Source organism: Myroides sp. C4067 (assembly GCF_038039665.1).
GTDB classification, from domain to species: Bacteria; Bacteroidota; Bacteroidia; order Flavobacteriales; family Flavobacteriaceae; genus Flavobacterium; species Flavobacterium odoratimimum.
In genome coordinates this window covers 143,907-165,511 of sequence record NZ_JBBPHJ010000003.1, presented here as the reverse complement: position 1 = coordinate 165,511, position 21,605 = coordinate 143,907, and the positions used below count along the sequence as shown (strand labels likewise).

The following is a 21,605-nucleotide window of genomic DNA, read 5'->3' as shown; positions in this document are numbered from 1 at the left end:
CTCTCTTCTTTGCTTTTAGTTCCTAGCAGATTCCTTCGACTATCCTTGCACATTTCTTCGAGAAAACCCCTCTCTGGGCAAGCAAACTCGAAGAAAACCCCTAGAATACCCGAAGAACCCCAAGCCCAAACACAATATAGTTCTATAAATCAACACTCTATAAAAAACTCAATCCTGCATTATAAAACAAAAAGAGCAACCAAAGTCATAAACTCCATATCTAGTCAAAAAGAGCGGAAAGAAAATAAAAAAACAGTCTTATTCAACAACTTTAATCTTAGAGAACAACCCTCAATCCAAGATACTAATACTAAAAAAGGCGAATATTCATGAGAACATTCGCCTTTTCTTATAACTAAATAGCTACTGCTACCTGTAGTTTATTTTATTATCTCGATATGACTTTCTGATACTTTAGCTATCGGTAGATAGTGTTTCTTCCCTTCTACTAACAGACATAGGTAGATATTATCTATAGAGATCACATATCCTTCTAGACCATCGATACGCACTAGCTGTCCTAACTCTAGATTCTTACGAGCGTAAAAAGAGAACAATAGTCTAGTCACAACATCTTTAGCCCCTAATCCTAATGATAAAGCTACAGTCAATAGGATAGCCCCTACGATAATAGAGATATTATTAGTAATAATATCTGTGTTTATACCCATCTGATTCAATGTAGTAATAAACACAAAAACCAAGATTAGATAGAATAAGATATTACCTATCATACGTGCTCCACTAAAGTCAACAGCCTTTAGCACTTCCACAATAGCTTTCTTTACCCATGTAGCAAAATACAATCCTCCTACGAAGATCAGTAGTGCTACAAACACTTTAGGAATATACAACATCAGGTTTCCAATCTCTCGAGAGACAATAGCTAGACCAAATAACTCAGCTCCTACTACTACCATTAAGAAGATTAAAAACACCTTTACAAAGAATATTAAGATATCAGACACACTGATCTTAATATTCACCTTATTCAAAAAGTCATTTTCGCTTAATAGATTTTGTATTTTCTCTAAGCGAATAACCTTAAACAGCTTCTTTAAGACATAAGAACATACCTTAATTATTAACCAAGAAATTAAAATATAGCCTACTAAAAAAACAAATCCTATCAATCCTTGTAATAACGAGCTCATTACAGAGTTAATCATTTGACTAGGATACTCAAAGTTATAACGTTCCATCATCCTTACTATTTTTAATTTTATTGATTATTTCATTTTCTTTTTTCACATCTTTTTCTCCTATCAGGCTACCTAATGCCTGAGGAACCTTAACAGTATAAAGTTCTGACACATCTAGTGATAACTTAATAAAGTTGAGATTATCTATTACCCTATCTTTTAAGTAATCTGGTAATTTTTCGTCCTGAAGAATTTTTTTAAACGGATTATCCATAATTACAACGAGTTATAAATTTCAACAATTTTTTTCTTAGCCCTGTGGAGTCTCATTTTCACCGCACTCTCTCCTAAATCCAACAGGGTGGAAATCTCCTTAATAGACTTGTCATCCTGATATTTCATCAACAAAACAATCTTGTCCTCCGGATCCAACCTTACTAATGACTCTTGTAACCTATCGACACTCAATGAGAATATCTCCTCATCCGAAATCTCGTCTTCTACAGATAATGCGTATTGATTCTCATCATCCAATGTTTCTTCATTTCTCTTCTTCTTAAGAACTAACCTGGAATAATTAACACAATGATTATACGCAAAAGAATACAACCACGTAGAAAATTTAGAATCACCTCTAAAGTTCTTTAGGTTTAAATACAACTTCACAAAAATATCTTGTGTAAGGTCTTCTGCTACATCCCTAGACTCAGCAAAACCAATACACTTCGCATAAACTTTCTGTGCGTACCGATCATAAAGTATCCCAAATAAGTTAGTATTGCTACTATGAACAATGAATTGTACTAACTCTTCATCCGTCATCGCAGCAAAATTACTATTTTGCGAATTAAACTTCATATACTTTTTTTTCAGGTGCAAAGTAAAGTCTTTTACACCAATAGTCCCATAAAAATACTAAATATTTACTACAAACTTCTCAATTGCACCAACTTAGCAACATACTTCCCAACAACATCAAACTCAAGATTAACCACGGTTCCGACTTGATAATGTTTAAAAATAGTATGCTCTAAAGTATATGGAATAATCGCAACTTTAAAAGTATTGATACCAGAGTCTACAACAGTCAGACTCGTGCCATCTATAGTAATAGACCCTTTCTCTATCGTCACATGCTGTGACGTCTTTTTATATTCAAACCCAAAATATGTACTACCTCCCACTTCTTCGATACTCACACAGGTAGCGATATGATCTACGTGTCCCTGTACGATATGCCCATCTAAGCGACCATTCATCAGCATAGCTCTTTCTAGATTTAGCTCCTGCCCTACTTGCCACTGTCCTATACTTGTCACATCTATCGTTTCTTTAATAGCAGTAACAGTATATTCACCATCTGCCAGTGCTACTACTGTCAAACAGATACCGTTATGTAAAACGCTCTGATCGATCTGTAACTCACTAGCAAATGCAGATTCTACTGTGATATGTAAGTTTTCTTGCTCTTTTTCTATTCTTTTGATATTTCCGATGTTTTCAACTATTCCTGTAAACATAACTCCATTTATTTTATTAAATTTGCTTTCAAAAGTAGGAATAATTTAGACGAAACTATGAGCCACAAAGAAGAAATTATAAAAGTAGGGATCTCTATCGGAGATCTAAATGGGATAGGTAGTGAAGTTATACTCAAATGTTTCGAAGACAGTAGAATGCTAGAAATCTGCACTCCTGTTATATTCGGAAATTCAAAGCCTCTATCATATATAAAAAAAACGATTGATAATAATACACCAATACAAGGAATAGACAATCTAAATCAAATTGTCCCAAATAGATTAAACGTACTAAATCTATGGAAAGAAAACGTTAATATTTCATTTGGTAAAAATGACCCCATCGTTGGAAAATATGCTATCAAATCATTTGTTGCAGCAACTGAAGCTCTAAAAAATGGAGAGATAGATGTACTTATAACAGCTCCTATCAATAAATATAATAGTGTAGACGACGAGTTTAAGTACCCTGGACACACTGATTATTTAAATGAACAATTAGATGGACAGGCTCTTATGCTACTAGTAAGTGAAGATCTAAAAATAGGGTTATTAACAGATCATTTACCAATACAAGATGTAGCGAAAGCAATCACTCCTGAATTAATCGAACAAAAAGTAAAAACGATAAACGATACTTTAATTCAAGATTTCAATATATTTAAACCACGCATTGCTATCTTAGGATTAAACCCACACGCTGGTGACGGCGGTGTTATAGGTAATGAAGAATTAACAATCATAAAACCGACAGTAGAAAAACTTAATGATGAAGGCATTCTAATTTCAGGCCCATTTCCTGCAGATGGTTTTTTCGGATCAGGAACACACAAACACTTTGATGCAGTGATAGCGTGCTACCACGATCAAGGTTTAGCCCCTTTCAAAGCACTTTCTTTCGGTCATGGTGTGAACTATACTGCTGGTCTAGATAAGATTAGAACTTCTCCTGACCACGGAACTGCTTATGAAATAGCTGGAAAAGGCATTGCAGACGAAACTTCTTTTAAAGAAGCACTATATCTAGCTATTGATATTTATAACAATAGAAGTAGAAATATCGAAGCAGCAGCAAACCCTTTACAGCCTCAAGAAAAAGATTTTAGCACAAAAAAATTTGATAACTAGCTTGTAATTATAATAATTTTTTATCTTTGCACGCTCAAATCATGTATTCCATGAATATTGAAAAAGACTTTTTAATACCTTTTACAGGATTAAAAAACGGAAAGCATTCGTTTGATTTTAAGGTAGATGACCGTTTTTTCGAAAACTACAACTACAGTGATTTCAATCATATTAATGCTGACATAAACGTTCTTTTAGACAAGAAAATTAATCTATTTGAGTTACACTTCACTGCAAAAGGTATAGCAAATGTACCTTGTGATGTGACAAACCAAGATTTTGACATGCCAGTAGAGAGTGAAATTGATTTGGTAGTTAAATTTGGAGATTCATTTAATGATGATCACGATGAGATATTAATCATCCCATATACTGAACATCAAATAAATGTAGCTCAATATATATATGAAATGATCGTTCTAGCTATACCTCAAAAAAGGGTTCATCCTGGAGTAAAAGATGGGACATTAGATTCTGCAGCATTAGATTACTTAGGTTACGTTAATGAAGAAGATGAAGACGAATTTGACAGTCTATTCGATGATGAAGATGACGAAATCTTCGACTTAATAGACGACCTAGAAGATGATGATGTAGAAGAGGAAGAAGAAAATACAAATAAAGATATTGACCCTAGATGGGCAGAATTAAAGAAACTATTAACGGATAAATAATATAGTAAAATGGCACATCCTAAGAGAAAAACCTCGAAAACAAGAAGAGATAAGAGAAGAACTCATTACAAAGCTGTAGCTCCAACAATCGCTACATGTCCTGTAACAGGAGAAGCTCACTTATATCACAGAGCTTACTGGCATGAAGGAAAAATGTACTACAGAGGGCAAGTTGTAATCGACAAAACAGCTGAAGTAGAGGCATAACTTTAGACAAAGTACAAATTAACTCTCACAATGTGTGAGAGTTTTTTTTTGGTATATAGCCCAAAAAACGTACTTTACGCCTCCAAAGAACCGTTAATTCGTTTTTTTTTTGTAATTTTCGCTTCTTTTTGGAATGTTTTTATAAAGTAAAGCAACACCATATGACAAAAATACACGCAGCCATTACAGCGATCGGATGCTACCTACCAGAGACTAAGTTAACCAATACAGACTTAGAGACGATGGTAGATACAAACGACGAATGGATAACTAGCCGTACAGGAATTAAAGAAAGAAGAATTCTTAAAGAACCTGGTGAAGGAGCTTCTTATATGGCTATCAAAGCCGCAGAAGATTTATTACGCAAATCAGGCACAGATCCTAAAGATATCGATTGTATAATCTTATCAACAGCGACACCTGATATGCCTGTAGCTTCTACAGGAGTTTATGTTGCAACAAAAATTGGAGCAACGAATGCATTTTCATTTGATTTACAAGCAGCTTGTTCTAGCTTTTTATATGGTATGTCAGTAGCTTCTGCATATATCGAATCAGGTAGATATAAAAAAGTATTGTTGATCGGATCAGACAAGATGTCTTCAATCATCGATTATACAGATCGTGCAACTTGTATTATCTTCGGAGATGCTGCTGGAGCAGTATTATTCGAGCCTAACACAGAAGGCTATGGAGTACAAGATGAATACTTAAGAAGCGACGGTGTTGGCCGTGAGTTCTTAAAAATCGAAGCAGGTGGATCTATCTTACCTGCAAGTGCAGAAACTGTTGCAAACAAACAACACTATGTATTCCAAGATGGAAAAACAGTATTTAAATATGCTGTATCAAACATGGCTGATGTAAGTGAAAAAGTTATGCAACGAAACAATCTTTCTCATGAAGATGTGACTTGGTTAGCTGCACACCAAGCGAACAAACGAATCATTGATGCTACAGCTCACAGAATGGGCTTAGATGACTCAAAGGTATTAATGAATATCGAAAGATACGGAAATACAACGTCTGCCACTTTACCATTACTACTTTGCGATTATGAAAAACAACTTAAAAAGGGTGATAATATTATTTTTGCTACTTTTGGAGGTGGTTTCACGTGGGGTGCAATGTACTTAAAGTGGGCGTACACAGCGAAATAAAAACAACTAACCAATACATTAGGTATGGACATTAAAGAGATTCAAAACTTAATTAAATTTGTAGCAAAATCAGGAGCTACAGAAGTAAAATTAGAAATGGATGATTTTAAAATCACCATTAAAACAACTGAAACAGGTAATACTGAAACTACTTACATCCAACAAGTACCAGTAGCTTCTGCTTTATCTCAAACTCCTGTTGCTCAACAAGCTGCAACTCCAGCTGCACCAGCTGCAACTGAAACTGCAGCTAACGAAGATTCTAAATACATCACTGTAAAATCTCCAATCATTGGAACATTCTATAGAAAACCAGCTCCAGACAAAGAACCATTTGCTGAAGTAGGAAAAACTATTAAAGCAGGAGATGTAGTATGTGTAATCGAAGCAATGAAATTATTCAACGAAATCGAATCTGAAATTTCAGGTAAAATCGTTAAAGTATTAGTTGACGATGCTTCTCCAGTAGAATTTGATCAACCATTATTCTTAGTTGATCCATCTTAAGAAATTTATAACACACCAATTTTTACTTTCTAACGAAGTAAACTCACTAAAGTTAAATTAAAGTTTCAAGAGATGTTTAAAAAAATATTAATCGCTAATAGAGGTGAAATTGCCTTACGTGTTATCAGAACATGTAAAGAAATGGGCATTAAAACTGTAGCAGTTTACTCTACTGCGGATGCAGATAGTTTACACGTTCGTTTTGCGGATGAAGCTGTTTGTATTGGACCTGCTCCAAGTAACTTATCGTATTTAAAGATTTCAAACATAATAGCTGCTGCTGAAATTACAAACGCAGATGCTATACACCCTGGTTACGGTTTCTTATCAGAAAACGCTAAATTTTCTAAAATCTGTCAAGAGCACGGTGTGAAGTTCATCGGAGCTGGACCAGAGATGATTGAAAAAATGGGAGATAAAGCCACAGCTAAAGAAACAATGAAATTAGCTGGAGTACCTACTGTACCTGGTTCTGACGGATTATTAGAATCATTAGAACACGCCAAAAAAACAGCTAAAGCTATCGGTTACCCAGTAATGATGAAAGCTACTGCTGGTGGTGGTGGTAAAGGTATGCGTGAAATCTTCAAAGAAGAAGAGCTAGATAGAGCATGGGAAAGTGCACGTCAAGAAGCTTCTGCAGCTTTCGGTAACGATGGTATGTACATGGAGAAACTAATCCTTGACCCACGTCACATCGAGATCCAAGTAGTAGGAGACTCTTATGGTAAAGCATGTCACCTTTCTGAGCGTGACTGTTCTATCCAAAGACGTCACCAAAAACTAACAGAAGAAACACCTTCTCCATTCATGACAGATGAATTGAGACACAAAATGGGTGAAGCTGCTGTAAAAGCTGCTGAATTCATTAAATACGAAGGTGCTGGTACTATCGAATTCTTAGTAGACAGAGACAGAAACTTCTACTTCATGGAGATGAATACTCGTATCCAAGTAGAACACCCTATCACTGAACAAGTAATCGATTATGACTTAATCAGAGAGCAAATTTTAGTTGCAGCAGGCACACCAATTTCAGGTAAAAATTACTTGCCTAAAATGCACTCAATAGAATGTCGTATCAATGCAGAGGATCCATTCAATGACTTCCGCCCATCTCCAGGGAAGATTACAACTCTTCACACACCTGGTGGACACGGTGTACGTCTAGACACTCACGTGTACTCTGGATACTCTATTCCTCCGAACTATGACTCTATGATCGCTAAGTTAATTACAACTGCTCAAACAAGAGAAGAGGCAATTAACAAGATGAGAAGAGCATTAGACGAATTCGTAATTGAAGGAATCAAAACGACTATTCCATTCCATAGACAATTAATGGATGATCCAAACTATATCGCTGGTAACTATACAACCGCATTTATGGAAAGTTTCACAATGAAACCTTTAGAGGATTAATCTATATCAGATATCTCAAAGGGCTATTCTTAATCGAATAGCCCTTTTTGTTTTTAATAGCACTCTCCCCTACTACCACAAAAAGCAAATTGCGCTGGAAGTAACACAAACTATTCGAAATATATTATAGAATTGAAAATAAAAATCTCCTCATCAATTAAATAAACATTAATTTTTAAAAAAAAATCAAAAAAAACTAAACTTAGTTCGAAACAAACATTATATTTGAACATAATTTTATTTATTTCAATACAATGCATACAGGCGTAATTAAGTTCTTCAATGAAGACAAAGGATTTGGCTTTATCACAAATGAAGCTACTAAACAAGACATTTTTGTTCACATCACAGGTTTAAAAACTAAAAGCATTAACCAAGGTGACCGCGTTTCTTATACTGAAGAAAAAGGTAAAAAAGGTTTAATCGCTGTAGATGTAGAAGTGATAGGAAATTAATTTTTTACAATATAAATTTTCAATTACGAAGAAGCTATTCATTTCAAAAATGGATAGCTTTTTTTATTACCTAGCATTCTATTTATAATTAATCCAAATACATATTAAGCCATTAGAGTCAAACTAGGCAACACCTAGAGTACCAAAGCTTTGTAAAACGAGAACTCAAATGTATATTTGTATGTTGTATTAATATAAATACTTTAGATATGCAGGCAAGTCAACTTGATTTCATCCCAATCTTAATGCAAATAGCACTAGCTGCTGGGTTTGTATCCATGACAATTTGGGTTTCTAGTAAATTAGGTCCCAAAAAATCTTCTAAAATTAAAGACAGTACATGGGAATGTGGATTAGAGTCACTAGGTAGTGCACGTATCCCATTCAATGTAAAATACTTCCTTGTAGCAATACTATTCGTATTATTTGATGTAGAGGTAATCTTCTTATACCCTTGGGCAGTTAACTTCCAAGAGTTCGGTTGGGACGGTTTAATGAAAATGGGAATTTTCTTATTCCTAATCATAATCGGATTACTATATGAATTCAAGAAAAAAGGACTAGAGTGGGATTAATAAAATAGATAGAGATGAGCGATAAAAAATATAATACAGTAGAAGCTCCGGAAGGATATGTAGGAGAAGGATTCTTTGCTACTAAATTAAGTTCAGTAGTTGGATTAGCACGTGCTAATTCAATGTGGCCTCTACCTTTCGCAACTTCTTGTTGTGGAATTGAATTCATGGCAACAATGGCAGCTACGTATGACGTAGCTCGTTTTGGTTCTGAGCGTATGAGTTTCTCTCCTAGACAAGCAGATATGCTAATGGTTATGGGAACTATTTCTAAAAAAATGGCTCCTATCTTAAGACAAGTATATGAACAGATGGCTGAACCAAAATGGGTTATTGCTGTTGGAGCTTGTGCTTGTTCTGGCGGGATTTTTGATACTTACTCTGTACTACAGGGAATAGATAAAGTAATCCCAGTAGACGTTTATGTACCAGGGTGCCCTCCTAGACCAGAACAAATTCTAGATGGTGTACTAAGACTACAAGAAATTGTAAAATCTGAATCTGTTAATCGCAGAGGTACGAAAGAATATGATGAATTATTAAATTCTTACAACATAAACAAATAGTATGGCATTAGATAATACTACATTACAAAAAAAACTAATTGAAACATTTGGTATGTCAGTTAGTGAATTTCATGAACAACATGGAATGTTGTCTTTTGAAGTTGCAACTAATGCTTCGCACGATGTTCTTAAGTTTTTAAAAGAAGATAGTGAGATGAACTTTAACTTCCTTACAGATATTTGCGGAGTTCATTATGCTGACTTACCTTCGGAACGTCAATTAGCGGTGGTATACCACATGCACAACTGGACAGATAATATTAGAGTTCGTTTTAAAACCTTCTTAGATATCAAAAACCCAGTTGTAGAGTCTGCTACAGATTTGTTTAAAAGTGCAAACTGGCAAGAAAGAGAAACGTATGATTTTTATGGAATTATCTTTAAGAATCATCCTCAATTGAAGAGAATATTAAATATGGACCAGATGGAATCTTTCCCATTAAGAAAAGAGTTCCCAATGGAAGATGCAGGTAGAACAGACAAAGATGATAGATTCTTTGGTAGAACGGTTCATAATTCTTAATACTTAAAGGAACGAGACTATGTCAGATTTATTATTACCTCCTGAGCAACGATATGCTAAACTTATTGAAGAGAAATTTCAAGAAGACGGGACAGAATTACAGATATTAAACTTAGGACCTACACACCCTGCTACACATGGTATCTTTCAGAATATCATCTTACTAGATGGAGAGAAAGTACTAGATGGAGAAGGAACAGTAGGATATATACATAGAGCATTTGAGAAAATAGCTGAGAACAGACCTTTTTATCAAATCAACGTATTAACAGATCGTCTAAACTATTGTTCTTCACCAATCAACAATACTGCTTGGTGGTTAACTGTAGAAAAAGCATTAGGTATTGAAATCCCTAAAAGAGTTCAATATTTAAGAGTTATCGTAATGGAATTGGCTCGTATAGCTGACCACATTATCTGTAGCTCAGTAATGGGTGTAGATACAGGAGCTCTTACAGGGTTCTTATATGTATTCCAGTACAGAGAAAAAATATACGAAATATTCGAAGAAATTAGTGGTGCACGTTTAACTACTAATATGGGAAGAATCGGAGGATTTGAGAGAGAGTGGTCTCCAAAGGTATTCCAACTAATCGAAGAATTCTTAAGAGAATTCCCTGCAATCTGGTCTGAATTTGAAGGGTTACTTACGCGTAACAGAATCTTTATGGACAGAACAATAGGTGTAGGTGGAATCTCTGCTGAAGAAGCTATTAACTTCGGATTCACAGGTCCAAACTTAAGAGCGGCAGGAGTTGACTATGACGTACGTATTGCTTCACCATATTGCTCTTACGAAGACTTTGACTTTGATATTCCAGTTGGTACAAGTGGTGACTGTTACGACAGATTCTGCGTTCGTAATGCTGAAGTATGGGAAAGTTTAAAAATCATCAGACAAGCATTAGACAAAATGCCTGAAGGTCCATACCATGCAGATGTACCAGATTATTACCTTCCTCCAAAAGAAGATGTTTATACTAATATGGAAGCACTTATCTACCACTTTAAAATAATCATGGGAGAAGTACCTGTACCAGTTACAGAACTATACAATCCTGTAGAAGGTGGTAATGGAGAATTAGGTTTCTACTTAATCACTGATGGTAGTAGAACTCCTTATCGTTTACACTTTAGAAGACCTTGTTTTATCATCTATCAAGCATATAATGACATCGTAAGAGGTGGTATGCTATCAGATGCTATTATTACACTGTCAAGTTTAAATATTATCGCAGGAGAATTAGACGCTTAAGATTATGGAAGTTAAAAAATACAAACAAAACATAAATATCACACCAGAGTTGCAACAACGCATTGATGAGTTGATTAGCCACTACCCTGCTGATAAAAGAAAGTCAGCGCTATTACCAGTCTTACATGAGGTACAAGATGCTCATGACAACTGGTTAAGTGCAGAACTAATGGACAAAGTCGCTGAAATGCTAAACATAACTCCTATCGAAGTATACGAGGTAGTTACATTCTATACAATGTACAACCAAAAACCGGTAGGTAAGTATATGTTCGAATTCTGCTTAACATCTTGTTGTGGAATTAGAGGTGCTGATGATATGATGGAATACGCTTGTGAAAAGCTAGGCATAAAACCAGGAGAAACAACTCCTGATGGAATGTTCTCTATAGCAGGTGTTCAATGTTTAGGTGCTTGTGGATATGCTCCAATGATGCAATTAGGAGATTTCTATAAAGAACACTTGACAAAAGAAAAAATAGATCAAATCATAGAAGATTGTAAAGCTGGTAAAGTAATTCTTCACGACAAATAGTAATATGGCAACAAAAATATTATTAGATAAAATCAATATCCCAGGGATTAAGTCTTATGAAGTATACCGTGAAAATGGTGGTTATGCTTCTGTAGAGAAAGCTATAAAATCTATGACTCCTGATGAAATCACGGAAGAAGTAAAAGCTTCTGGTTTAAGAGGTCGTGGAGGTGCTGGATTCCCAGTAGGATTAAAATGGAGTTTCATCGATAAAAAGTCAGGCAAACCAAGACACTTAGTTTGTAATGCGGATGAATCTGAACCAGGTACTTTTAAAGACCGTTACTTAATGGAACATATTCCTCACTTGTTAATAGAAGGAATGATTACATCAAGTTTCGCTTTAGGGGCTAACCTATCTTACATCTATATTCGTGGAGAATATATGTGGGTTTTTAAAATATTAGAAAGAGCTATAAAAGAAGCTTATGCTGCTGGATGGCTTGGTAAAAATATCTTAGGGTCAGACTATTCATTAGATCTACATGTACACTGCGGTGCAGGTGCATATATCTGTGGAGAAGAAACTGCTCTTATCGAATCACTAGAAGGTAAAAGAGGTAATCCTCGTATCAAACCACCATTCCCTGCTGTAAGTGGACTATGGGGTAATCCTACAGTGGTAAACAACGTAGAATCTATTGCTAACGTTCCATGGATTGTAAACAACTCTGGAGAAGCGTATTCTAAATTAGGATTAGGTAGATCAGCTGGTACAAAACTTATTTCTGCTTCAGGGCACATCAAAAAACCTGGAGTATACGAAATCGAAATGGGTATTACTGTTCACGAATTTATTAACTCAGAAGAATACTGCGGTGGTATGATAGATGATCGTCCTATCAAGGCATTAGTTCCTGGGGGATCTTCAGTGCCTATCTTGCCAGCGCATTTAATCTATAAAACAGCTAATGGTGAAGATCGTCTAATGACGTATGAATCGTTATCTGATGGAGGATTCGAAACAGGATCTATGTTGGGTTCTGGAGGATTCATCGTTTATAATGATACAGCTTGTATCGTTAGAAACACCTGGAACTTCGCTCGTTTCTATGCTCATGAAAGTTGTGGACAATGTTCTCCATGTCGTGAAGGTACAGGATGGCTTGAAAAAGTATTACACCGTATAGAGACAGGTAACGGAACTATGGATGACATCGATTTATTATGGAGCATCCAGAGCAATATTGAAGGAAACACTATTTGTCCTTTAGGAGATGCTGCTGCATGGCCAGTAGCTGCAGCCATAAGACATTTTAGAGAAGAGTTTGAATATCACGTTTTATATCCAGAGAAAGTTAAAGATAGAAATCACTATGTGAATGAGCCTTTCTCAACAGTAAAACACTTGATCAATAAATAATATACGCTGACTAAATATTCAGCTTAAACAAAGCACAGTTTATGAAAGTTACTATAGACGGACATGAAATAGAAGTAGAACCAGGGACATCCATTCTACAAGCAGCAAGAATGATAGGAGGCGAATCAGTACCTCCTGCAATGTGCTATTATTCAAAACTAGAAGGTACAGGAGGAAAATGTAGAGCATGTTTAGTGGAAGTATCTAAAGGTAGTGAAGCAGATCCACGTCCTATGCCTAAGTTAATGGCTTCTTGTAAAACAGGAGTTATGGACGGTATGGAGGTAAAAAGTATTTCTTCTCCAAGAGTACTAGAAGCACGTAAAGCAGTTACTGAATTCTTATTAATCAACCACCCTCTTGACTGTCCTGTATGTGACCAAGCAGGTGAATGTGATTTACAAAACCTAGCTTTCGACCATGGTAAAGGTCAGAAACGCTTCAAAGAAGAAAAAAGAACATTCGCTCCTGAAAATATAGGAGACAATATTCAACTTCACATGAATCGTTGTATCCTTTGCTATAGATGTGTAAAGACAGCAGAACAACTAACAGACGCAAGAGTACACGGTGTATGTGGACGTGGTGATCACGCACAAATATCAACTTATATATCAGCTGCAATTGATAATGAGTTCTCTGGAAACATGATAGATGTATGCCCTGTAGGAGCATTAACAGATAAAACATTCCGCTTTAAATCACGTGTTTGGTTTAACAAACCTTATAACGCACATAGAGATTGTCCTACATGTTCTGGTAAAGTAACAGTATGGATGTTCGGAGAAGAAATCCAAAGAGTAACAGCTCGTAAAGATGAATTCCACGAAGTAGAAGAATTTATCTGTAACAGTTGTCGTTTTGACCACAAAGACACAAAAGACTGGGTTATTGAAGGACCACGTAAGTTTGAGAAATTCTCTGTTATCAATCAAAACAACTACACTAAGAAATTAGATAAAGTAGTAATGAAAACAGAAAAACATATCTTAGAAGGACGTGACCAAGACCGCGTTAAAATTAGTATGAAGGAAATTCCTTTTACAGATAATGAATCAAAAGAATAAATCGGCATAAGTATGGATAAAACTATTATTATAGATAAGGCAGTTATCATTGTAGTTGTGTTTGCAGTTACGATGCTTATGGCGATGTATGCCACGTTAGCAGAACGTAAAATTGCTGCCTGGATACAAGACCGTCTAGGTCCTAACCGTGCTGGTAAAGGAGGTATATTACAGCCCCTAGCAGATGGTTTAAAACTATTCGCTAAAGAAGAAACACAACCAAACACACCAAATAAATTCTTATTTAAGTTTGGACCTTTCCTGGCGATGACATTAGCATTAATGACTAGTGCTGTTATTCCTTGGGGAGATAAGTTTCATTTATTTGGAAGAGATATTATATTACAAGCTGCTGACTTAAATGTTGGCTTACTATATATCATCGCAGTACTTTCTGTAGGAGTATACGGTATCATGATTGGAGCTTGGGCATCAAATAATAAATACTCTTTAATGAGTGGTATTCGTGCTGCTTCTCAAATGATTTCGTATGAAATCGCAATGGGACTTTCACTAATATCATTACTATTAATGACTCAGTCATTAAGCATGCGAGAAATAGCATTACAACAACAAGGAATGAACTGGAACGTATTCTACCAACCAGTTGGTTTTTTAATCTTCTTGATTTGTTCATTTGCTGAAACTAATCGTGCGCCTTTTGACTTAGCAGAATGTGAACAAGAACTAATTGGAGGATTCCACACAGAATATTCTTCTATGAAGATGGGATTCTTCCTTTTCGCTGAATATGCAAACTTATTTATCTCATCAGCTATCATCTCTGTACTATACTTTGGAGCGTATAACTATCCAGGTATGTCATGGGCTGTAGAAAACTGGGGAGTGAATATTGCAAACGTAATAGGTATTTTCGCTCTATTCGTTAAAATATGTTTCTTCATATTTGTTTATATGTGGGTTCGTTGGACTTTACCACGTTTCCGTTATGATCAATTGATGAACTTAGGATGGAAATCATTAATTCCATTAGCATTGTTGAATTTAGTGATTACAGCTATTGTAATCTTACTAGTAAAAAGTTAAGCATGTCGACAAATACTTATTCATTATCAGGAAGAAAAAAGGAAGTTTCTAATAAGAAGCTGACTTGGACAGAGAAGATCTACTTAGTAGCTATCTTCAAAGGAATGATGGTTACCTTAAAACACATGTTTAAGAAAAAAGTGACTATCGCTTATCCAGAACAACAACGACCTTTCAGTGATGTATATCGCGGAAGACATATGCTAATGCGTGATGACGAAGGTAGAGAGCGTTGTACAGCTTGTGGTTTATGTGCATTATCATGTCCTGCAGAAGCAATTTCAATGAAAGCAGCAGAACGCAAACCTGAAGAAGCACATCTTTATCGCGAGGAGAAATACGCTGAGATATACGAGATTAATATGCTTCGTTGTATATTTTGTGGTTTATGTGAAGAGGCTTGTCCAAAACAAGCAATTTACTTGACTACATCTAAACAAATTGCTAAAGCAGATGTTACTCGTGAGAACTTCATCTTTGGAAAAGACAAATTAGTTATGCCACTAGATGTAGCAATTGAAAATACTAAACAACAGAATCAAGCTTAATCATGGTAGAAATATTATTTTATATTCTTTCGACTATAACACTCGGAAGTGCAGTACTTACCCTATTGAGCAAAAACCCTATCCATAGTGCTTTGTGGTTAGTGGTAAGTTTCTTTTCAATAGCTGGTCACTACATTCTATTGAACTCTCAGTTCTTAGGAATGGTACATATTATGGTTTACTCTGGTGCTATCATGATTTTAATGTTATTTACAATCATGTTAATGAACTTAAATATAAGCCATGAAGTCTCTAAACCTTTTATCACTAAAGTTGTTGCTACAATAGCTTTCTGTTTAGTAGGTTTATTATTGCTTTCTATTACTATGCGTGGAGCTCAAACTTATGAATTGCAATACGCTACTCATGGACAAGACTTCCAATCAGTACAAGTACTAGGTAAAGTATTATTAAATGAATACGTAATGCCTTTCGAAATGGTAGCTGTTCTATTATTATTATCTATGATAGGTGCAGTACTAATCTCTAAAAAGGACAAAACCGATAAAGAAGCATAATTATGGAGAATGTAATTGAAATAATTGGTATAGACAGATACATTTACTTATCGATCATATTATTCTGCATCGGAGTATTTGGTATTCTATATAGACGTAACGCAATTGTAATGTTTATGTGTATCGAGATTATGTTGAACTCTGCTAATATGCTATTAGTAGCGTTTTCTACATATCATCAAGATGCGCAAGGACAGGTATTCGTATTCTTTACGATGGCGGTAGCAGCAGCAGAAGTTGCAGTAGGACTAGCGATATTAGTAACGATATACAGAAATATTGGATCAATTGATATTGATAAATTAAAAAACTTAAAAGGATAATTCCGCATGGATACGAACGTAATTTTACTTTTATTATTGGCTCCTTTATTAGGGTCACTAGTTAATATTTTCTTCGGAAAGAAATTAGGTAATAGTGCTGGAATGATTGCTACCCTTGCAGTTTTAATTTCATTCATTATTACAGTAATAGCATTTGTACAAGTAAACGGTACAGGTGAACCAATACAAGTTGACTTATTTAATTGGATGTCAACAACGAGATTTGATATCTCTTTCGGATTCTTATTGGATCAACTTTCATTGTTATGGTTATTATTTGTTACAGGTATTGGTACGCTGATACACTGGTACTCTACTAGCTATATGAAAGGTGATGAGAACTATGGAAAGTTCTTTGCTTACCTTAACTTATTTATCTTCTTCATGATTTTATTAGTTACAGGAAGCAACTTACTAATCACATTTATTGGTTGGGAAGGTGTAGGACTTTGTTCATACTTACTTATCGGATTCTGGCATAAAAATCAATCATATAACGACGCAGCTAAGAAAGCATTTATCATGAACCGTATAGGAGATTTAGGTTTCCTAGTAGGGGTATTCATTTTAGCATTCTTATTCCAGTCGTTAGACTATATGACGATTAAAGAAGCTATTCTAAGCGGAACTAACCATCAAGTAAATACTTGGATTGGATATGCTGCTTTAGCTCTTTTCATTGGAGCAGTTGGTAAGAGTGCACAGATACCTTTGTACACTTGGTTACCAGATGCGATGGCAGGACCAACTCCTGTATCAGCATTAATCCACGCTGCTACGATGGTAACTGCAGGTATATTCTTAATCACTAGATTAAACTTTGTATTTGATCTTGTACCTCATATTCAAAACATAATCGCTATCGTTGGAGCATTCACTGCTTTATTCGCAGCAACTATTGGTCTTGTACAAAACGATATCAAAAAAGTACTAGCTTACTCTACAGTATCACAGTTAGGATTAATGTTTATGGCTATTGGTTTTGGAGCTTATGAGATTGCAGTATTCCACGTGATTACGCACGCTTTCTTTAAAGCTTGTTTATTCCTTGGGTCAGGATCTGTTATACACGCTATGGGCGGAGAACAAGATATGCGTAAAATGGGAGGTCTACAGCCTTTCATGAAAGTAACTTACTTAACGTTCTTAATCGCTACATTAGCTATCTCAGGATTCCCATTCTTCTCAGGGTTCTTCTCTAAAGATGAGATCTTATTAACAGCGTTTAAACACAATACTGTATTATACATTATTGGTTCATTAGCGTCTATTATGACAGCTTTCTATATGTTCCGTCTATTCTTCTTGACATTCAAAAAGAACTTTAGAGGAACTCAAGAACAAAAGAACCACTTACACGAAAGCCCTGTTGCTATGACTACACCATTAGTAGTATTAGCTGTACTTTCTGTAGTTGGAGGACTTATCAGCTTACCAGGTAATGGAAACTCTTGGTTAAACGAATATCTTAAACCTGTTATCGTAAATACAGTGACTAAACACAGTCACGAACTAGGTACATTAGAATATATCTTAATGGGGGTTGCTACTATTGGTTTCTTAATCGGATTAGGTCTTGCTTATTCTAAATATATTAGTAAAAATGAAGTACCTCAAGAAGACGAGCAAATCGTTGGTTTCCATAAAGTACTTTACAACAAATACTACATTGATGAAATCTATCAAAAAGTAATTGTAAACCCTATCTACACACTAGCTACATTCTTAAGAGATGTAGTAGAAGTAGCTTTATCAGGAACTATATTTGGTTTAGGAAAGATAGCAGACGGATTATCTCTACAAGGTAAAAAAGCTCAAAACGGTAATATCGGATTGTACTTATTTGCTTTCGTATTCGGAATCTGTTTGATTTTATATTATTTATTCATTGCAAGATAACTTAGAGAGATGAACGTAACTATATTATTATTAACGTTATTAGTCGGAGCTATAGCGACCTACTTCGTAGGTAAACAATCAGCTGCTAAAGTAGCCTTGTTATTCGGACTAGTTGCTTTTGTAGAAACTTTAGTTCTAATCTGTTCACATAATTCTGGGGTTGACACAGGATATGTAACGCAATGGATGACTAACCCTAATATTCATTTAGCCTTTAAAGCAGATGGTTTAGGATTAGCTTTAGTTTTATTAACGACAGCATTAACTCCTGTGATTATATTATCATCATTAGGAGATCACATAGAGAAATCTAATGCATTCTATGCATTAGTAATGTTTATGTCATTCGCTATGACAGGAACATTCTTAGCATCTGATGGATTCTTATATTACATCTTCTGGGAGTTATCATTACTACCTATTTACTTCATTGCTTTATTATGGGGTAATGACAGTTTCGAAGCACGTAAGAAAGCAATCTTTAAATTCTTTATTTACACATTTGCAGGTTCATTATTCATGTTAGTTGGTTTTATCTATCTATACCAACGTGCTGGTAGCTTTATGCTAATTGACCTGTATAATGCTAAACTATCAGCTACAGAACAGTACTGGATCTTCTTAGCATTCTTCATTGCTTATGCGATTAAGATTCCTGTATTCCCATTCCACACATGGCAGGCTTCTACTTATGAGAAAGCGCCTACAGTAGGAACAATGTTATTAGCTGGTATCATGCTTAAGATGGGGTTATACTCTATCATCCGTTGGCAATTACCGATCTCTCCTATAGCAGCGAAAGAGGTAATGCCTACTATCTTAGTACTGTGTATCATTGGTGTAGTATATGGTTCTATCGTAGCATTAAAACAATCGAATATCAAAAGATTCTTTGCATATTCTTCATTAGCTCACGTAGGTCTTATTGCAGCAGGAGCATATTCATTGACATTAGACGGATTAAGAGGAGCTGTTTTACAAATGATAGCACACGGATTCGTTATCGTAGGTTTATTCTACGTAGCAGAGATTATTTACAAACGTTACCAGACTAGAATGATTGGTGAAATGGGAGGTATTAGACAACAAGCTCCTAAATTCGCTTCATTATTCATGATCTTAATGTTTGCTTCAATAGGATTACCAGGAACATTCAGTTTCATTGGAGAATTCAACTTGCTTTTAGGATTATCACAAGTGAATATATGGTATGCTATCATTGGGGGTACCTCTATTATCTTAGGTGCATTCTATATGCTTAGAATGTTCCAAAAGTCGATGTTAGGAGAAACTAATACTAAAGTATTCGCTGATGTAAATACTAAAGAAGTAGTGATCTTAGGCGTATTAGCAGTAGCTGTTATATTCTTCGGAATATTCCCACAGCCATTATCTGACTTGATCACACCTAGTTTGGTTGAAATAATGTCTTATATTAAGTAATAAATAGTAAGGAGTCAGTACATAACTGATGAATTTAATTCCAAAATAAAACAAATGAATACATTAATAGCAATTGGAGTATTAGCGGTTTTAGTACTTGTACTAGAAATCATCAATTTGCGCAAAGTAGTCATTCCTGCGACACTTTTAGGATTACTAGGTATCTTGGGATATACTGTATGCAATATTGATGTGGTACAAGCATATTATAACAATATGTTTGTGAGCACTAAATTTTCTACCGCATTTTCATCTTTATTTATAGCCTTAACTATTTTCTTAGTAGCATTAAGTAAAGATTTTTATAAAACAGAATTCTCAAAGATATCAGACTATATCTCATTAAAACTTTTCCTTTTAATGGGAGCGATATGTATGGTAAGCTTTGGTAATATGGCTATGTTCTTCCTAGGACTTGAGATCCTTTCTATCACATTATACATCTTATGTGGTACAGATCGCAAGAACATTAAGAGTAACGAAGCTGCGATGAAGTATTTCCTTTTAGGATCATTCGCTTCAGGAGTAGTATTATTCGGTATTGCTTTAATCTATGGGGCTACAGGGTCGTTTGATGTAGTTAGAATAAAAGAAGTAGCACTAGCAGGATCATTACCGATATGGTATGCACTAGGAACTACGATGATTATCATAGGTATGTTATTTAAGATAGCAGCTGTTCCATTCCACTTCTGGGCACCAGACGTGTACCAAGGAGCACCTAGTCTTACGACAGCACTGATGAGTACATTAGTTAAAGTAGCTGCTGTAGCTACGCTATACAGACTAAGCATGTACTTATTAGTAGATATGCCAAGTCAATATATCAACGTAATCGTAGTAATCGCTATTCTAACGATGACGGTAGGTAATATCATGGCTATCCGTCAAGATAATATGAAGCGTCTATTAGCATACTCTGGTATATCACATGCTGGATTTATGATGATGGCACTTACAGCATTAGGTACAGCATCAGCTAACCTATTCTACTATGCATCAGCGTATGCTGTAGCAGGTATAGCAGCATTCACAGTATTAATCATCGTGACAAAGAATAAAGAAAACGAACAAATATCTAACTTCAATGGGTTAGCGAAGAAGAATCCTCTTCTTGCTATTATCCTTTCTGTAGCGTTATTATCTATGGGAGGTATACCTATTTTTGCAGGATTCTTTGGTAAGTTCTTCTTATTCTCACAGGCGATAAGTAATGGATTTATAGCATTAGTTATCTTCGGGGTGATTAACTCATTTATCAGTATCTATTACTATCTAAAAGTAATCATTGGTATGTACGCTTCTACAGAAGAAGATACAGAGCACATCCAAGTACCGTTAACTTATAAGATCGTTGGGGTTACAGCCATCGTTATTAACATCGTTATTGGTCTATGTCCATCGATACTTTTAAACCTATTCAATTAGAACAAAATAAATAACAACTCGATAGATTACCCTAAAGGTGGCGTTTTATTAATAAAACGCCACCTTTTTTTATAACCCACATCACAATCAGTGTGATACAACCGAAAACCTCTAAAATATAAGTGATCATTATTTTGTTTAATTTTCATTTAAAAGACATTTAATTTTAAAAAGCATATCTTTTTAAGACATTTCTATCTAATTCCGTATAACTTCAAAAAACTAAAAAAACTCGCATTTTATCACGTTTATTTTATTCTAAATCAGCACTTGTGACAATTATCTAGACTTAATAAAACT

25 protein-coding genes are annotated in these 21,605 nt (G+C 35.1%); 21 read left to right on the top strand and 4 right to left on the bottom strand.

All coding sequences use genetic code 11. The annotated features are described in order from the left end of the window. Window positions 1–380: 380 nt before the first annotated feature. The 4 genes from AABL87_RS03120 to AABL87_RS03105 all read right to left on the bottom strand — a co-directional run bounded on the left by AABL87_RS03120 (window position 381) and on the right by AABL87_RS03105 (window position 2,662). A complete protein-coding gene (locus tag AABL87_RS03120; RefSeq protein WP_006260495.1) occupies window positions 381–1,205 on the bottom strand; it encodes a mechanosensitive ion channel family protein in 825 nt (274 codons plus the stop codon). Continuing rightward, on the bottom strand, window positions 1,189–1,416 hold the full coding sequence (locus AABL87_RS03115) for a hypothetical protein (protein ID WP_006257677.1): 228 nt from the start codon (window positions 1,414–1,416) through the stop codon (window positions 1,189–1,191). The genes AABL87_RS03120 and AABL87_RS03115 overlap by 17 nt, the downstream gene beginning before the upstream one ends. A 2-nt stretch (window positions 1,417–1,418) precedes the next feature. Beyond that, window positions 1,419–2,000: an RNA polymerase sigma factor gene (locus tag AABL87_RS03110; RefSeq protein WP_006257678.1), complete on the bottom strand. Its 582-nt coding sequence runs from the start codon at window positions 1,998–2,000 to the stop codon at window positions 1,419–1,421. A gap of 68 nt (window positions 2,001–2,068) precedes the next feature. Then, window positions 2,069–2,662 (bottom strand): riboflavin synthase, encoded by a 594-nt coding sequence (locus AABL87_RS03105; protein ID WP_006262593.1) that lies wholly within the window; start codon window positions 2,660–2,662, stop codon window positions 2,069–2,071. 57 nt (window positions 2,663–2,719) lie between these two features. Between AABL87_RS03105 and pdxA the strand changes: the two genes are divergently transcribed. The 21 genes from pdxA (at window position 2,720) to AABL87_RS03000 (ending at window position 21,305) form a co-directional block, all read left to right on the top strand. Continuing rightward, the gene (gene pdxA / locus AABL87_RS03100; protein WP_341276928.1) at window positions 2,720–3,790 is read left to right on the top strand and encodes a 4-hydroxythreonine-4-phosphate dehydrogenase PdxA; all 1,071 of its coding nucleotides are present in this window, start codon (window positions 2,720–2,722) and stop codon (window positions 3,788–3,790) included. Window positions 3,791–3,840: 50 nt separating this feature from the next. Beyond that, window positions 3,841–4,464 (top strand): YceD family protein, encoded by a 624-nt coding sequence (locus AABL87_RS03095; protein WP_016650026.1) that lies wholly within the window; start codon window positions 3,841–3,843, stop codon window positions 4,462–4,464. A gap of 9 nt (window positions 4,465–4,473) precedes the next feature. Next, complete coding sequence (rpmF, locus tag AABL87_RS03090; protein ID WP_006257684.1) at window positions 4,474–4,671, top strand: 50S ribosomal protein L32; 198 nt, start codon at window positions 4,474–4,476, stop codon at window positions 4,669–4,671. A gap of 161 nt (window positions 4,672–4,832) precedes the next feature. Then, the gene (locus tag AABL87_RS03085) at window positions 4,833–5,831 is read left to right on the top strand and encodes a beta-ketoacyl-ACP synthase III (RefSeq protein ID WP_006257685.1); all 999 of its coding nucleotides are present in this window, start codon (window positions 4,833–4,835) and stop codon (window positions 5,829–5,831) included. Between the two features lie 24 nt (window positions 5,832–5,855). Then, window positions 5,856–6,338 carry an acetyl-CoA carboxylase biotin carboxyl carrier protein gene (gene accB, locus AABL87_RS03080; RefSeq protein WP_341276927.1) on the top strand — a complete coding sequence of 161 codons (483 nt, stop codon included), beginning with the start codon at window positions 5,856–5,858 and terminating at the stop codon, window positions 6,336–6,338. A 72-nt stretch (window positions 6,339–6,410) separates the two neighbouring features. Then, window positions 6,411–7,760, top strand: coding sequence for an acetyl-CoA carboxylase biotin carboxylase subunit (accC, locus tag AABL87_RS03075; protein WP_006257687.1), 1,350 nt, complete (start codon window positions 6,411–6,413; stop codon window positions 7,758–7,760). 254 nt (window positions 7,761–8,014) lie between these two features. Beyond that, window positions 8,015–8,215, top strand: a complete 201-nt coding sequence (locus tag AABL87_RS03070) for a cold-shock protein (RefSeq protein WP_006257689.1) — start codon at window positions 8,015–8,017, stop codon at window positions 8,213–8,215. Between the two features lie 209 nt (window positions 8,216–8,424). After that, window positions 8,425–8,790 (top strand): NADH-quinone oxidoreductase subunit A, encoded by a 366-nt coding sequence (locus AABL87_RS03065; protein ID WP_006257690.1) that lies wholly within the window; start codon window positions 8,425–8,427, stop codon window positions 8,788–8,790. A gap of 14 nt (window positions 8,791–8,804) precedes the next feature. Then, window positions 8,805–9,356, top strand: a complete 552-nt coding sequence (locus AABL87_RS03060; RefSeq protein ID WP_006257691.1) for an NADH-quinone oxidoreductase subunit B — start codon at window positions 8,805–8,807, stop codon at window positions 9,354–9,356. A 1-nt stretch (window position 9,357) separates the two neighbouring features. After that, window positions 9,358–9,879 carry an NADH-quinone oxidoreductase subunit C gene (locus tag AABL87_RS03055; protein WP_016650024.1) on the top strand — a complete coding sequence of 174 codons (522 nt, stop codon included), beginning with the start codon at window positions 9,358–9,360 and terminating at the stop codon, window positions 9,877–9,879. A gap of 19 nt (window positions 9,880–9,898) precedes the next feature. Further along, window positions 9,899–11,134 (top strand): NADH-quinone oxidoreductase subunit D, encoded by a 1,236-nt coding sequence (locus AABL87_RS03050; RefSeq protein ID WP_006257693.1) that lies wholly within the window; start codon window positions 9,899–9,901, stop codon window positions 11,132–11,134. Between the two features lie 4 nt (window positions 11,135–11,138). Further along, on the top strand, window positions 11,139–11,669 hold the full coding sequence (locus AABL87_RS03045) for an NADH-quinone oxidoreductase subunit NuoE family protein (RefSeq protein ID WP_006257694.1): 531 nt from the start codon (window positions 11,139–11,141) through the stop codon (window positions 11,667–11,669). A gap of 4 nt (window positions 11,670–11,673) precedes the next feature. Next, window positions 11,674–13,032: an NADH-quinone oxidoreductase subunit NuoF gene (nuoF, locus tag AABL87_RS03040; RefSeq protein ID WP_071307107.1), complete on the top strand. Its 1,359-nt coding sequence runs from the start codon at window positions 11,674–11,676 to the stop codon at window positions 13,030–13,032. A gap of 41 nt (window positions 13,033–13,073) precedes the next feature. Further along, complete coding sequence (locus AABL87_RS03035; protein ID WP_006257696.1) at window positions 13,074–14,099, top strand: 2Fe-2S iron-sulfur cluster-binding protein; 1,026 nt, start codon at window positions 13,074–13,076, stop codon at window positions 14,097–14,099. Window positions 14,100–14,111: 12 nt separating this feature from the next. Beyond that, window positions 14,112–15,146: an NADH-quinone oxidoreductase subunit NuoH gene (gene nuoH / locus AABL87_RS03030; protein WP_006257697.1), complete on the top strand. Its 1,035-nt coding sequence runs from the start codon at window positions 14,112–14,114 to the stop codon at window positions 15,144–15,146. 2 nt (window positions 15,147–15,148) lie between these two features. Next, window positions 15,149–15,694 (top strand): NuoI/complex I 23 kDa subunit family protein, encoded by a 546-nt coding sequence (locus tag AABL87_RS03025; RefSeq protein WP_006257699.1) that lies wholly within the window; start codon window positions 15,149–15,151, stop codon window positions 15,692–15,694. A gap of 2 nt (window positions 15,695–15,696) precedes the next feature. Then, window positions 15,697–16,212, top strand: coding sequence for an NADH-quinone oxidoreductase subunit J family protein (locus AABL87_RS03020; RefSeq protein WP_006257700.1), 516 nt, complete (start codon window positions 15,697–15,699; stop codon window positions 16,210–16,212). A gap of 2 nt (window positions 16,213–16,214) precedes the next feature. After that, on the top strand, window positions 16,215–16,535 hold the full coding sequence (gene nuoK / locus AABL87_RS03015; RefSeq protein WP_006257701.1) for an NADH-quinone oxidoreductase subunit NuoK: 321 nt from the start codon (window positions 16,215–16,217) through the stop codon (window positions 16,533–16,535). A gap of 6 nt (window positions 16,536–16,541) precedes the next feature. Beyond that, the gene (gene nuoL / locus AABL87_RS03010; RefSeq protein WP_006266143.1) at window positions 16,542–18,434 is read left to right on the top strand and encodes an NADH-quinone oxidoreductase subunit L; all 1,893 of its coding nucleotides are present in this window, start codon (window positions 16,542–16,544) and stop codon (window positions 18,432–18,434) included. A 9-nt stretch (window positions 18,435–18,443) separates the two neighbouring features. Beyond that, window positions 18,444–19,877, top strand: coding sequence for a complex I subunit 4 family protein (locus AABL87_RS03005; protein ID WP_006257703.1), 1,434 nt, complete (start codon window positions 18,444–18,446; stop codon window positions 19,875–19,877). Between the two features lie 54 nt (window positions 19,878–19,931). Beyond that, entirely contained in the window at window positions 19,932–21,305 is a 1,374-nt protein-coding gene (locus AABL87_RS03000) for an NADH-quinone oxidoreductase subunit N (protein ID WP_006257704.1), read from the top strand. Window positions 21,306–21,605 lie beyond the last annotated feature (300 nt).

Coding starts and splice junctions, on each gene's coding strand:
- AABL87_RS03095 (WP_016650026.1), top strand. CDS start 3,841: ATGAATATTGAAAAAGACTTTTTAATACCTTTTACAGGATTAAAAAAC.
- AABL87_RS03005 (WP_006257703.1), top strand. CDS start 18,444: ATGAACGTAACTATATTATTATTAACGTTATTAGTCGGAGCTATAGCG.
- AABL87_RS03065 (WP_006257690.1), top strand. CDS start 8,425: ATGCAGGCAAGTCAACTTGATTTCATCCCAATCTTAATGCAAATAGCA.
- AABL87_RS03060 (WP_006257691.1), top strand. CDS start 8,805: ATGAGCGATAAAAAATATAATACAGTAGAAGCTCCGGAAGGATATGTA.
- AABL87_RS03085 (WP_006257685.1), top strand. CDS start 4,833: ATGACAAAAATACACGCAGCCATTACAGCGATCGGATGCTACCTACCA.
- AABL87_RS03050 (WP_006257693.1), top strand. CDS start 9,899: ATGTCAGATTTATTATTACCTCCTGAGCAACGATATGCTAAACTTATT.
- rpmF (WP_006257684.1), top strand. CDS start 4,474: ATGGCACATCCTAAGAGAAAAACCTCGAAAACAAGAAGAGATAAGAGA.
- nuoK (WP_006257701.1), top strand. CDS start 16,215: ATGGAGAATGTAATTGAAATAATTGGTATAGACAGATACATTTACTTA.
- accB (WP_341276927.1), top strand. CDS start 5,856: ATGGACATTAAAGAGATTCAAAACTTAATTAAATTTGTAGCAAAATCA.
- AABL87_RS03055 (WP_016650024.1), top strand. CDS start 9,358: ATGGCATTAGATAATACTACATTACAAAAAAAACTAATTGAAACATTT.
- pdxA (WP_341276928.1), top strand. CDS start 2,720: ATGAGCCACAAAGAAGAAATTATAAAAGTAGGGATCTCTATCGGAGAT.
- AABL87_RS03110 (WP_006257678.1), bottom strand. CDS start 2,000: ATGAAGTTTAATTCGCAAAATAGTAATTTTGCTGCGATGACGGATGAA.
- AABL87_RS03120 (WP_006260495.1), bottom strand. CDS start 1,205: ATGATGGAACGTTATAACTTTGAGTATCCTAGTCAAATGATTAACTCT.
- AABL87_RS03045 (WP_006257694.1), top strand. CDS start 11,139: ATGGAAGTTAAAAAATACAAACAAAACATAAATATCACACCAGAGTTG.
- AABL87_RS03035 (WP_006257696.1), top strand. CDS start 13,074: ATGAAAGTTACTATAGACGGACATGAAATAGAAGTAGAACCAGGGACA.
- AABL87_RS03105 (WP_006262593.1), bottom strand. CDS start 2,662: ATGTTTACAGGAATAGTTGAAAACATCGGAAATATCAAAAGAATAGAA.
- AABL87_RS03025 (WP_006257699.1), top strand. CDS start 15,149: ATGTCGACAAATACTTATTCATTATCAGGAAGAAAAAAGGAAGTTTCT.
- AABL87_RS03070 (WP_006257689.1), top strand. CDS start 8,015: ATGCATACAGGCGTAATTAAGTTCTTCAATGAAGACAAAGGATTTGGC.
- AABL87_RS03115 (WP_006257677.1), bottom strand. CDS start 1,416: ATGGATAATCCGTTTAAAAAAATTCTTCAGGACGAAAAATTACCAGAT.
- accC (WP_006257687.1), top strand. CDS start 6,411: ATGTTTAAAAAAATATTAATCGCTAATAGAGGTGAAATTGCCTTACGT.
- AABL87_RS03000 (WP_006257704.1), top strand. CDS start 19,932: ATGAATACATTAATAGCAATTGGAGTATTAGCGGTTTTAGTACTTGTA.
- nuoF (WP_071307107.1), top strand. CDS start 11,674: ATGGCAACAAAAATATTATTAGATAAAATCAATATCCCAGGGATTAAG.
- nuoH (WP_006257697.1), top strand. CDS start 14,112: ATGGATAAAACTATTATTATAGATAAGGCAGTTATCATTGTAGTTGTG.
- nuoL (WP_006266143.1), top strand. CDS start 16,542: ATGGATACGAACGTAATTTTACTTTTATTATTGGCTCCTTTATTAGGG.
- AABL87_RS03020 (WP_006257700.1), top strand. CDS start 15,697: ATGGTAGAAATATTATTTTATATTCTTTCGACTATAACACTCGGAAGT.